9 protein-coding genes are annotated in these 12,018 nt (G+C 45.9%); 6 read left to right on the top strand and 3 right to left on the bottom strand.

What is annotated here, in order from left to right; genetic code table 11:
- Positions 1-122: 122 nt before the first annotated feature.
- The 3 genes from AYK67_RS09620 (at position 123) to AYK67_RS09630 (ending at position 3,307) form a co-directional block, all read left to right on the top strand.
- Positions 123-707, top strand: coding sequence for an HdeD family acid-resistance protein (locus AYK67_RS09620; protein ID WP_068085621.1), 585 nt, complete (start codon positions 123-125; stop codon positions 705-707).
- Between the two features lie 254 nt (positions 708-961).
- The gene (locus AYK67_RS09625) at positions 962-2,185 is read left to right on the top strand and encodes an NADP-dependent isocitrate dehydrogenase (RefSeq protein WP_068085623.1); all 1,224 of its coding nucleotides are present in this window, start codon (positions 962-964) and stop codon (positions 2,183-2,185) included.
- A 375-nt stretch (positions 2,186-2,560) separates the two neighbouring features.
- Entirely contained in the window at positions 2,561-3,307 is a 747-nt protein-coding gene (locus AYK67_RS09630; RefSeq protein ID WP_420800599.1) for a glycerophosphodiester phosphodiesterase family protein, read from the top strand.
- 13 nt (positions 3,308-3,320) lie between these two features.
- Here the strand turns inward: AYK67_RS09630 and AYK67_RS09635 are convergent, their stop codons facing one another.
- Complete coding sequence (locus AYK67_RS09635; protein WP_068085629.1) at positions 3,321-4,466, bottom strand: cyclic nucleotide-gated ion channel; 1,146 nt, start codon at positions 4,464-4,466, stop codon at positions 3,321-3,323.
- Between the two features lie 238 nt (positions 4,467-4,704).
- Here AYK67_RS09635 and AYK67_RS09640 point away from each other — a divergent pair, with 238 nt between their 5' ends.
- Entirely contained in the window at positions 4,705-5,058 is a 354-nt protein-coding gene (locus AYK67_RS09640; RefSeq protein WP_068085631.1) for a hypothetical protein, read from the top strand.
- A gap of 230 nt (positions 5,059-5,288) precedes the next feature.
- On the opposite strand, the gene alaS is transcribed toward AYK67_RS09640, so the two are convergent.
- Entirely contained in the window at positions 5,289-7,946 is a 2,658-nt protein-coding gene (alaS, locus tag AYK67_RS09645) for an alanine--tRNA ligase (protein ID WP_068085634.1), read from the bottom strand.
- Positions 7,947-8,333: 387 nt separating this feature from the next.
- Positions 8,334-9,473: a recombinase RecA gene (gene recA / locus AYK67_RS09650; protein ID WP_173645112.1), complete on the bottom strand. Its 1,140-nt coding sequence runs from the start codon at positions 9,471-9,473 to the stop codon at positions 8,334-8,336.
- Positions 9,474-10,044: 571 nt separating this feature from the next.
- On the opposite strand from recA, the gene AYK67_RS09655 reads away from it, so the two are divergent.
- Both AYK67_RS09655 and AYK67_RS09660 read left to right on the top strand, forming a co-directional pair.
- Entirely contained in the window at positions 10,045-10,980 is a 936-nt protein-coding gene (locus tag AYK67_RS09655) for a carbohydrate kinase family protein (RefSeq protein WP_068085638.1), read from the top strand.
- Positions 10,981-11,022: 42 nt separating this feature from the next.
- Positions 11,023-11,925, top strand: coding sequence for a pseudouridine-5'-phosphate glycosidase (locus tag AYK67_RS09660; RefSeq protein ID WP_068085640.1), 903 nt, complete (start codon positions 11,023-11,025; stop codon positions 11,923-11,925).
- Positions 11,926-12,018 lie beyond the last annotated feature (93 nt).

Raw genomic sequence — 12,018 nt, forward strand, 5'->3', positions numbered from 1 at the left:
TCCTAAAAGATACGCAAAAAACATTAAACGATATCCAGTGCACCACAAAACTTAAAACAACAAAAAGCAGATCAAATAAACACATGACTAAGACATAATCGCGACTTCAAAAGGAACAGCGCATGTCCGCATCACAAACACCTGAAACGGCCTCCCTACCGCATACCATAAGCACAGCACTGCAAAATTCATGGAGCAAGTTTTTAACCCTTGGCATTCTTATGATTCTCGGTGGAGCCTTGATTATTGCCATGCCCATGGCCTCAACCTATGCTGTCACGTTTATCATTGCCATATGCTTGGTCGCCCTTGGCGTACTGCAGCTTTTCCATGCTTTTTATGTTAGAGGCTGGAAAGGCATCACATGGCAAATTATTGTCGGCCTCATCTCACTAGCTGGCGGTTTGTTTATCCTTTACAACCCGTTAATCGGCACCATTACTATTACGTTTATTATTGCAATAACCTTCATCGCCTACGGTGTTTCACAAATATTATTCTCCCTGAAACTGCGACCGCACGATGGCTGGGGCTGGCTGCTGTGGGCTGGCTTGATTTCACTAATTGCAGGTCTTTGCATTCTCTATGGCTTTCCGAGCTCCTCACTGTTTATCCTCGGTTTACTGACAGGATGCTCAATAATGTTCAACGGAATTAGCTATCTGGCCATTGCCATGGCGGCAAAATCAAGCCTCAGAGCTTCATAGCCAATCCAAGAATGACAATCCCTAATACTGGCAATCAAAGCGGGCAGGCTATGAATTCCCCTGCCCCACTTTGCAAATAATGCCTTGAAACTCTATTCGCTTCTGTTCAGCCCCTCTTAAACCCGATAAACTCCAAGTTTATAGGGGAGTTCAGCCTTAAAGACTGGACAAAAATTGCGCACACCTGTATACAACCAGCAACTTTTACAATCGACTAACCACCATTCTATTGCGCAAGCATGAGGGAGAGCATCATGGCGAAGATTAAGGTAGCCAATCCTGTCGTCGAACTCGACGGCGACGAGATGACACGCATCATCTGGAAACTCATCAAGGATAAGCTGATTCACCCTTATCTGGACATCGACCTGAAGTATTTCGATTTGGGTATTGAAGCACGTGATGCCACCGATGACCAGATCACCGTTGATGCTGCAAACGCCATTAAAGAACATGGCGTGGGCGTGAAATGTGCGACGATCACTCCTGATGAAGCGCGCGTTGAAGAATTTGGCTTGAAGCGCATGTACCGCTCGCCAAACGGCACAATCCGCAACATCCTGGGCGGTGTGATCTTCCGCGAGCCGATCATCATGTCCAACGTACCACGTTTGGTTCCGGGCTGGACCCAGCCAATCATTGTTGGCCGTCACGCTTTTGGTGATCAGTACCGCGCGACCGATTTCAAATTCCCGGGCAAGGGTAAGCTGACCGTTAAGTTCGTTGGCGAAGATGGCACCGAGATCGAACACGAGGTGTTTGATGCGCCGTCCTCCGGTATTGCCATGGCGATGTACAATCTGGATGATTCCATCCGCGATTTCGCCCGTGCTTCCATGAACTACGCGCTGGGCCGTAAGGTACCTTGCTACCTGTCCACCAAAAACACCATCTTGAAAGCTTACGATGGTCGCTTCAAGGACATCTTCCAGGAAATCTACGACGCCGAATTCAAAGAGAAATTCGAAGCTGAAAAAATCTGGTACGAGCACCGCTTGATTGATGACATGGTGGCTGCTTCCATGAAGTGGTCCGGTGGTTACGTTTGGGCCTGTAAGAACTACGACGGCGACGTACAGTCCGACACTGTTGCACAGGGCTTTGGTTCACTTGGTCTGATGACCTCCGTTCTGATGTCACCAGATGGTAAAACCGTTGAGGCAGAAGCTGCACACGGTACTGTGACCCGTCACTACCGTCAGCACCAGAAGGGTGAAGAGACATCCACCAACTCCATCGCTTCTATCTTCGCATGGACCCGTGGTCTGGCGCACCGCGCCAAACTGGATGACAATGCCGAGCTGAAGGCTTTTGCCGAAACGCTTGAGCGCGTCTGCATCGAAACCGTTGAAAGCGGCTTCATGACCAAAGATTTGGCGCTGCTGGTTGGCCCGGACCAAAAATGGCTGACCACTACTGGCTTCCTCGACAAAGTCGACGAGAACCTGCAAAAGGCTATGGCAACAACGGTAGCCTAACCCACTTTAGAAATTACGTTAAAAGGCACCTCGTTTCGGGGTGCCTTTTTCGTTATATAATCTCACCAATCGCCTTATTTCGACCGATTTCAAAATACAGTATTTGTTCCAGTTTCTTTTTGGGTTCTAATCACCAATTTCATTTTGGGCTCTAATCAATGCGTATTTTTAAGTTTCTCTTAGCTATTATTGCCACTATCTTTTCAACCAATTTCATTTTCAATTTCTTGTACAATCACCCCGATAAAACCGAGAAGCCGCAGCTTATTGCCCATAGGGGTATACATCAAACCTTTGACCGCTCGAAAGTTGACAACAGCACCTGTACAGCAAGGCTCATTGCCCCCCCCGACCCACAACTTGCTTTAAAACACCATATCTTCAATGCAGGCAGCGTTTGCAGCCGGCGCACGAGTTGTTGAGTTGGACATACACCGCACCACCGATAATCAACTGGCCGTTTTTCATGATTGGCAGGTTGATTGTCGCACAAACGGACAAGGCAATACCGCTTCATACTCTATGGCACAATTAAAAAATCTTGATATTGGTTGGGGTTATACAGCAGATGGTGGCATGAGCTACCCGTTTCGTGGCTATAAAGAAGCAATGCCTTCACTTACCGAAGTTTTCCAGAGTGTAGAAGGTGAATTCCTCGTCAACATCAAATCAAGCCACACCCGAGAAGCCGAAGCTCTTATAAGACTCTTGAAAAAAAACCCTGAATTCGCAGAAAAAATTTGGTCAGTTTACGGTGCTGAAATTCCAATCCATTATTTGCAAAAACACCTACCCCAAATAAGTAGCTTCACTAAAAAAGAGAATAAATACTGCCTGCTTTCGCATCTGCTTACCGGTTGGTTTAACTATGCCTCACCAATGTGTCAGAACACAATCATAGCTGTACCTTCCAACTACACAGCATATATTTGGGGCTGGCCACATCGTTTCACTCAACTAATGAAGCACAATAACACACAAGTTATCGCCATGGGGCCACGCAATAAAGCGGCCACCTCCGAAGGCATTGATAAAATGAGTGAGCTAAAGCCGCTTGAAAATTTTTCAGGTTACATCTGGACCAATAAGGCTCAAAATTTAACCGAAGTCTTCAAACCCTAATTTTAACTCAAATCTAGGGCTCTCTTTTAGTAACTTCACGCAGTTTATGAGCAAGATCTGGTTTTCGTTTCATCAGTTTACGAAGATCACTGCGATCTAGCACCAAAAGCTGTGTCGGCTCTAAAGCCCGTATCGTTTGTTGCTGACTACGTTTTTTCTTAAGCGATAAATCCCCAAAACTATCACCGGCTTCAAATACCTGCTGCTCCTCGCTGCCATCAGTCGATAAAACAGCGAGTTTGCCACTGGCAATAATATAAAGCTTGCTGGCCGCTTCGCCCTGCATAATCAACGCCTCGCCAGTACCAATGCTGTGCGAGTGCAACAAATGCGCAACATCTTTAATTTCTGCAGCTGTTAAGCTGGAAAACATAGGTACCTCAGCCACCATCGACCAGCTAACGACAAAATCCCGGCTTTTAATCTCCCGGGCAAAAGCACTACTAATAATACCAACTGGTAAAGCAAATAAGCAATATCCGGCCAACATAGAAAGGCTGGCTACAAATCGGCCTAAAGAAGTAACAGGTACGACATCGCCATAACCAACGGTTGTCAATGTCGCAAATGCCCACCACATAGAGGAAGGTATACTGCCAAATTTATCGGGCTGCACTTCCCGCTCCGCAATAAACATTAGTGTTGCAGAAATCAAAACACTTCCAAATATAATTATGAGGCTGGCCAGAATTGCTTTTCTCTCACTACTCAATGCGCTGGACAACGAGCGTAATGCTGGCGAATATCGCGCAATTTTTAAAAACCGCAATAAACGTAAAACAATAAGTGCTTTCCAGTCTGCAAGCGGTAATACAAAAGAGAGCAATAGCGGTAAAACGGCAAGAAAATCGATAATTGCCATAGGTTGCATCATATAGTTGATACGTGCAGAAAACGCACTGCGTCCTCTTGCTTTAGAATGCAAATCCGCCACCCATACCCTTAAAATATATTCGGTTAGAAATATTAGGCCGGCGAGTAAATCAAGGTAGAAAAAAATCCGCAGGTAATTTCGATCAAAATAAGGCTCGGTCTCAAGAACAGCAAAGGTCACATTCAAAAAAATAAAGAACATGATAACCCGTTCAACGAAAACGGCCCTTTTATTTCCGTAGCTCGCTCTTTCAAGTAAACTGTAAACTTCAGTTTTAGTGGTCATATCAAGACCTTGGATTATTCAGTGCCAATCAAGCAATAAGTAGCAAGTGCATACAACCAAATGATTAAGAGCCACAAATTAAACTCTGTTCCTATTATAAAATACAACTTGAAAGAAGTTTGCATGTGCAATAATAACAATTATCGTTTATCGATAAATAATTCACGGTTTATGTGCTGCACAGCACTACCACACAATTACGAGTGATTAATGTAAAAGTACAAAATGGAGTATTACAATGGCACTAAAAAAAATAACATGCCTTTTCTTTATCTACGCCACCTTAACAACCTCTGCCCTTGCCCATGGTCTATCCTGTGACGAAATAGATGATACAATCGAACTCATGGAAGATATAGGTGACGAAGTATTCTTAACTGGTAATCAGGTATCCCCTAAATTTAGTAGAGTGCTGGATCTATCAAGTGAGATCGCGGAGGATATATCAGAAGAATACGGATCAGAACGTATGATCGATATCGCCGACGATATGCGCATAGCATTTGAAATCAAGGATGCCGATGATTACTTAGAGGCAGCAGATGATATGGCCGATGAGTTGCGCTTAGCACGTAAACGCCACTGCCACTAAAACGAGCCCCATCAACCGTTACGTTTTAGGCGGTCAATTATTGAGGCATTTGCCCAACAGAGTAGGTGTCTCCCCAAATCACACCAACTCAAAACCTCAATAATCGAAGTTATCTGCATAACTAGTCGCACTAGTATAAAAAGATTAGCTCATTAGCCATTGACTATTACTAGAAAGCAACTGACTGCTTAAAGCAGAGGCTGAAGAGACGAACTCTTCAGCCTTCATTTTTATTTCCCGCTCAAGAAACTCGTAATAGCTTCAAGCGCTGCTGGTGCTTTCGAAGCATCAGGACCGCCAGCCTGCGCCATATCAGGGCGCCCGCCGCCACCGCGTCCGCCAAGTGCTTCAGAGCCCAAACGCACCAGATCAACAGCGCTTACATCACCAACAAGGTCCTTGGTAACACCAACAACAATGGCAGCCTTGCCCTCTTCACCGCTATTGATCAAAACAACCACGCCACTGCCAAGTGATGTTTTTGCTTCATCTGCAAGACCCTTTAGGTCTTTTGGATTAAGCCCCTCGGTCACCCGTGCCATCAACTTGAACCGGCCCGCCTCAGTTACAGGTTGTTCACCTTGAGCGCCGCCAGACATCGCCATTTTTTTCTTTGCCTCAGCCAGCTCGCGCTCTAGTTTTTTGCGCTCATCCAATAGCGCTGAAACCCTAGCAGGAACATCGGCACTGGCAACCTTCAATAGGCTGGCCGCTGCCTTCATATGTGCATCCTGCTCGGCAAGGTATGCACGTGCCGCATTGCCGGTCAGTGCTTCTACGCGGCGCACACCGGCAGCCACAGCACCTTCACTCACAACAGCCACAAGGCCAATATCACCGGTGCGCGTCACGTGAGTGCCACCGCATAGTTCAACCGAATAAGCCTTACCAGGTTTATTACCGCTCAAGTCGTCACCCATGGTAACAACGCGCACTTCATCGCCGTATTTTTCGCCAAACAGTGCCATCGCACCGCTTTCAATAGCGTCATCTACAGCCATCAAGCGGGTTTCAACCGCAGTATTTTGCAGTACGACCTGATTGGTCAAATGTTCAATACCGCTAATATCCTCATCACTTAAAGGCTTAGGGTGCGAAAAGTCAAAGCGCAAACGCTCACTGGTAACCAGCGACCCTTTTTGCGCCACATGCTCGCCAAGGGTTTCGCGCAATGCCTCATGCAAAAGGTGAGTTGCCGAGTGGTTGGAGCGAATAGCCGCACGTCGCACACCATCAACAACCAGTTCAACAGCCAAGTCCACGGCTAAAGTGCCTTTAACAACTTCAACACTATGTACAAAAACGCCATCGGTCTTCTTTTGCGTGTTGGTAATGCGCGCTTCCACGCCATCTGCCAAAAGTACGCCCGTATCACCAACCTGGCCACCGGACTCTCCATAAAACGGGGTTTGGTTTACTACCATAAACCCGTTAGCACCTTCGGTAATTTGTGTTACTTCAGCACCTTCTACCACAAGTGCGCTCACAACACCTTCAACCCGCTCGCTCTCATAACCGAGGAATTCGGTTGAACCCACCTTGTCCTTGATCGCAAACCAAATGCTATCCGTAGCAGCATCACCAGAACCCGACCAAGCGGCGCGGGCTTCGGCTTTTTGCCGCTCCATGGCACTGTTAAAGCCGTCGGTATCAACGCTAATCTTTTTAGCACGTAACGCATCTTGTGTTAGATCAAGCGGAAAACCATAGGTGTCGTAAAGCTTAAAGGCCGTTTCACCATCCAGCTCATCCCCCTCACCAAAGCCATCAACAGCTGTATCCAAAAGGCTAAGGCCACGCTCAAGCGTTTTAATAAACCGCTTTTCTTCCAGCTGGATTGTCTCTTCAATCAATTTTTCGGCGCGAAGCAACTCAGGAAACGCCCGACCCATTTCACGCACCAGAACAGGTAGCATTTTATAAATGATCGGATCTCGTGCCCCCAAAAGGTTGGCATGGCGCATAGCACGGCGCATAATACGCCGTAATACATAGCCACGCCCCTCGTTAGAAGGCAAAACGCCGTCAGCTATCAAAAAGGCTGTAGAGCGCAAATGGTCAGCAATAACACGGTGACTTGCACGCGCTTTTCCTTCGGCCTCAACTCCCGTTAAATTTTCCGAAGCCGCAATCAAGGCACGGAACAAGTCAATATCGTAGTTATCGTGAACACCTTGCATAAGAGCTGCAAATCGCTCAAGACCCATCCCTGTATCAATAGAAGGGCGCGGCAAGTTCAAACGCTCTGTTGCCGTTTGCTCGTATTGCATAAATACGAGATTCCAAATTTCAATAAAACGATCGCCATCTTCCTCGGGACTACCAGGAGGACCACCCCAGATATGCTCACCATGATCAAAGAAGATTTCAGAACACGGGCCACAAGGGCCAGTATCACCCATAGACCAGAAATTATCAGAGGTTGGAATACGGATTATTTTTTCATCCGCAAAACCGGTTAGTTTTTTCCAAAGAGAAAAAGCCTCATCATCCTCAGAGAAAACTGTAATGACAAGTTTTTCTTTCGGCAGGCAAAATTCTTTGGTCAACAGGTTCCATGCATGTTCGATCGCCTGCTCCTTGAAATAATCACCAAAGGAAAAATTACCTAACATTTCAAAGAAGGTATGGTGTCGGGCTGTGTAGCCCACATTATCAAGATCATTATGCTTACCGCCAGCACGCACACATTTTTGCGAAGAAGTCGCCCGTACATAATCCCGTTTTTCCAAACAAGTAAATACGTTCTTAAAAGGAACCATACCCGCATTGGTAAACATCAAAGTCGGGTCATTGCGTGGCACCAAAGAGCTTGAGGGAACCACCTCATGACCGTGTTTTTTAAAGTAGTCGAGAAAAGTCGACCGGATTTCATTAACGCCACTCATAGGTATAGCTGTCCATCTTCTTAAAGGTCCGCAATGCGGTCCCGAACCTATTTTCCAAGAGCACTCTCAAAAGCAGCAAAACTTCCCGAGTTGCCCTAAACATTGTGCTCGTTTTATCCACCCCAAGAGCCGATGTCCACGCAAAACCCTATAGTTTTTATGGGCAGTAACATGAAACGGTCCGTATACACAGCTTTGCAAACAAAAAGGGCAAGCAATACTCCACTTGCCCCCTAAGCAAAACGATTAAGAGACACTCCCCAACCAAGTAAACCGTTCAGTTACTCAAGATACGAATAGTACCCGGCAACCATTGAGCAGTTATAAGGCAAAACACCGCAATTCGGACGTTTCTCTAAGTCCTTTTTTAAGCTCGGTGAAAGCAAGCTAACTCTTTCGCGCACCTCTCCGCCCTTTTGTCGCTGTCCCGCTTGTTTCAGGTACCACCTCTATGCTTGCCTCACTTTGAGCGGCTTCACCACCACTTGGGTCCTCAAGTGTTTTGGCAATAAGTCCGGCCCCCTGGCGTATAGCAAGTTCAATCTCATCTGCAATTTCTGGGTTTTCCCGGAGAAACTGTTTCGAGTTCTCACGCCCCTGCCCTAAACGCTGCGAATTATACGAGAACCAAGCTCCGGATTTTTCGACAATCCCGCCCTTGACCCCCAGATCAAGCAATTCGCCTAGTTTGGAAACACCTTCGCCATAAAGAATATCAAACTCAACCTGCTTAAACGGAGGTGCAAGCTTGTTTTTAACCACCTTAATACGGGTCTGGTTGCCTATCACCTCATCACGGTCTTTAATCGCGCCAATGCGGCGAATATCCAGGCGCACAGAAGCGTAAAATTTCAAGGCATTACCACCCGTAGTCGTCTCTGGTGAGCCGAACATAACCCCGATTTTCATACGTATCTGGTTAATAAAAATAACCATGGTGTTGGATTTGGAAATCGATGCTGTGAGTTTTCGCAGGGCCTGGCTCATCAAACGCGCTTGCAAACCGGGTAGAGAATCACCCATTTCACCTTCCAGTTCGGCCTTGGGCGTAAGCGCTGCAACAGAATCAACCACCAAAACGTCAATTGCCCCCGAACGCACCAGCGTATCGGCAATCTCAAGCGCCTGCTCACCGGCATCCGGTTGCGAAATCAAAAGATCATCAATCTTCACACCGAGTTTACGAGCATATACCGGATCCAGCGCGTGTTCCGCATCAACAAAGGCGCAAATCCCCCCCGCTTTCTGCGCCTCAGCAACAGTATGTAATGCCAAAGTCGTTTTACCTGATGACTCAGGCCCATAAATTTCTACAATACGCCCTTTGGGTAAGCCACCAATACCCAGAGCAATATCAAGCCCTAAACACCCGGTAGAGATCGATTGCACTTCAACAACCTGATCTTGACCCATTCGCATAATTGAGCCTTTACCGAAAGCCCGTTCAATTTGAGAAAGCGCTGCATCCAGTGCTTTTGATTTATCCATTTCAGTGCCCTCGACAAGGCGGAGTGATGATTGTGCCATTGGTTCAGGCCCCTTATTCCATGTCGTACTAAGAGATTCAAAAGATAGCTATTTGTACCTTTTTTGTTCCAATTCAGCAACTAAAAATAACATACTGTGATAAATAATGAATTTACAATATGTTCAACAAATGTTCCTGTAGAAAACATTCCGACAGCAAAGGGAGTTCAACATTGTCAAATCGCGATAACTATCCAATGCGATTCGCCCTGAGGCAATTCAATTCTAACAACGCCGAACAAAATGCAATATATTCTTATCTTGCTGGAACAATAGATATGTAACGAATGCCAAAGCTTTAACCTTTAGCCACCTCTCGAAGCAGCGGTTTGATCTCCCCTCTAATATCCCAAAGTTTTAATCTAGGGTAATTAGTTTGTATTTTCCGTGGGAAGTACCATATATTCGCGATTATAAACTGCCGCCTGTAATGCTCTTTACTCCGAGTTTTTCCGTAAGCACCATGAACACAGCAAAACCTAGCAATCTCAATTCATAATTTTACAGCGCGGCATTCAGCCACCACTACAACTTATTGCATCATATAGTCCATCCTGTTACCTCTCACACTATGAATAAGAGCCCAAGCTATCTTCAAAACTCAAAAATAGCTGTCATAGGCGCAATACACCTAGACCGCATATCGCATGCCAGCCAAGCGATTCACCACGACACCTCCACACCTGGTAAAATCATTACAAGACCTGGCGGTGTTGCGACGAACATATGCAGAGCATTAGCGCGTTTAAATATGCCACCTACACTTATTGGCGCTCTAGGCTGTGATAGCGATGGCGATTTTTTGAAACACCACTTAGAACAGCTTGGTATAAACACCGACGGCATACATAGAGTTCAAAATGGTCGCACGGGATCTTACTTGGCGCTACATGAACCGGACGGCACCCTATTTGCAGCAGTATGTGATAGCGAAATTACCACCTGCATACCTATTCCAAAACAAAAATGCGATTTATCCCCTCAATTGATGGCGGCAACAATTTGGTTATGTGAAACAAATTTGCAATCGGACCTATTATTTTCGCTGGCGCACAATAAGGGCAATAAGCTCCTTTGTGCCGATACTGTCTCTGTTGCTAAAGCACCGAAGTTAAAAGTAATTTTACCCCACATAGACATAATATTCACCAACCGGTTAGAAGCAGCAAGCTTATTGGCATGTTCAACAAACACTCCTCCAGCGCAAATGGCAATTAAAATGCATCGGGAAGGATGTAATTTAGTAATCATCACAGATAGCAACAGGCCCGTTCACATCTGCCACCAAGGTAAGGTAATACAAAAAGATGTCCTTGCGAGCGAAATTGTCGATGTTACCGGCGCAGGAGATGCTTTTATCGCAGGTTTTCTTTACAATTACACCAAGACAAATAACCCCTTAGAAGCATTGGATTATGGCTTAGCAGCATCGGCCATTACTGTTGGATCGACAGGGGCTGCGCCAAGTAAACTTACCGTCAAAGCTTTGGAACAACGTATCACTTAAAACAAAACCAACAAAAACCCTTAACCCAGTTTGGAGTTGAAAATGAAAATTCACCGCTCTGCTGAAGTCGCAGCCGCCCTCGCCGCCAAAGCCCCTGTTGTCGCACTTGAATCCACAATAATAACCCACGGTATGCCCTACCCACAAAATTTAGAGACAGCTCGTGAGGTTGAAAACATTATACGTCAAAATGGTGCAGTTCCTGCTACAATTGCCGTATTGAAAGGCGAACTTCATGTGGGTTTAGATGATGAAAAACTTGAGGAATTAGCATTAGCAAAAGATGTTATGAAGTGCTCACGTGCCGATCTTACTTTTGCCATAGCCATGGGGCGCTACGGCTCAACAACTGTTGCAGCAACAATGATGGCCGCCCACGCAGCAGGTATTCGAATTTTCGCTACAGGCGGCATAGGTGGTGTACATCGTGGCGCAGAACAAACCTTTGACATTTCAGCTGATTTAGATGAACTAGCCCGAACTCCTGTTTGTGTCGTTGCCGCTGGTGCCAAAGCACTACTAGATTTACCCAAGACATTAGAAGTACTCGAAACCCGTGGAGTACCAACCATTGGTTATCAATGTGATGAATTGCCCGCCTTTTGGTCTCGCAAAAGTGGCCTTGAACTCACAACTCGACTTGATCGAACAGCAGATATTGCCAACCTATTGAAAACACGAGAATGTTTTGGCAATCATGGTGGTGAGCTTATTGCAAACCCAGTACCGGTTGAAAGCGAAATTCCCGCTGAGGAGATGTCCAGTTTTATTGAGCGCTCCCTCAAAGCAGCACAAGAACAAAAAGTTACAGCTAAAAATGTAACGCCGTTTATTCTTAGCTATATCTTTGAACTCACCGAAGGGCGCAGTTTAACAACTAATATCGCACTTGTTAAAAATAATGCCCGCCTCGCTGCTGAAATCGCGAAAGAGTACACGGCCTAACAACACAGATGGTAAATTGAGGGCTCACTCAATTTACCATTCACAATAATTTTTCATCTAAAAAAATATCAAGATTTGACCGCTTTTAAATTT

This window comes from Polycladidibacter stylochi, assembly GCF_001562055.1.
Classification (GTDB): domain Bacteria; phylum Pseudomonadota; class Alphaproteobacteria; order Rhizobiales; family Stappiaceae; genus Pseudovibrio; species Pseudovibrio stylochi.

What these genes read in the sequence shown, in the direction of transcription:
- AYK67_RS09620 (WP_068085621.1), top strand. Translation starts at nt 123, where the DNA reads ATGTCCGCATCACAAACACCTGAAACGGCCTCCCTACCGCATACCATA.
- AYK67_RS09625 (WP_068085623.1), top strand. Translation starts at nt 962, where the DNA reads ATGGCGAAGATTAAGGTAGCCAATCCTGTCGTCGAACTCGACGGCGAC.
- AYK67_RS09635 (WP_068085629.1), bottom strand. Translation starts at nt 4,466, where the DNA reads ATGACCACTAAAACTGAAGTTTACAGTTTACTTGAAAGAGCGAGCTAC.
- AYK67_RS09640 (WP_068085631.1), top strand. Translation starts at nt 4,705, where the DNA reads ATGGCACTAAAAAAAATAACATGCCTTTTCTTTATCTACGCCACCTTA.
- alaS (WP_068085634.1), bottom strand. Translation starts at nt 7,946, where the DNA reads ATGAGTGGCGTTAATGAAATCCGGTCGACTTTTCTCGACTACTTTAAA.
- recA (WP_173645112.1), bottom strand. Translation starts at nt 9,473, where the DNA reads ATGGCACAATCATCACTCCGCCTTGTCGAGGGCACTGAAATGGATAAA.
- AYK67_RS09655 (WP_068085638.1), top strand. Translation starts at nt 10,045, where the DNA reads ATGAATAAGAGCCCAAGCTATCTTCAAAACTCAAAAATAGCTGTCATA.
- AYK67_RS09660 (WP_068085640.1), top strand. Translation starts at nt 11,023, where the DNA reads ATGAAAATTCACCGCTCTGCTGAAGTCGCAGCCGCCCTCGCCGCCAAA.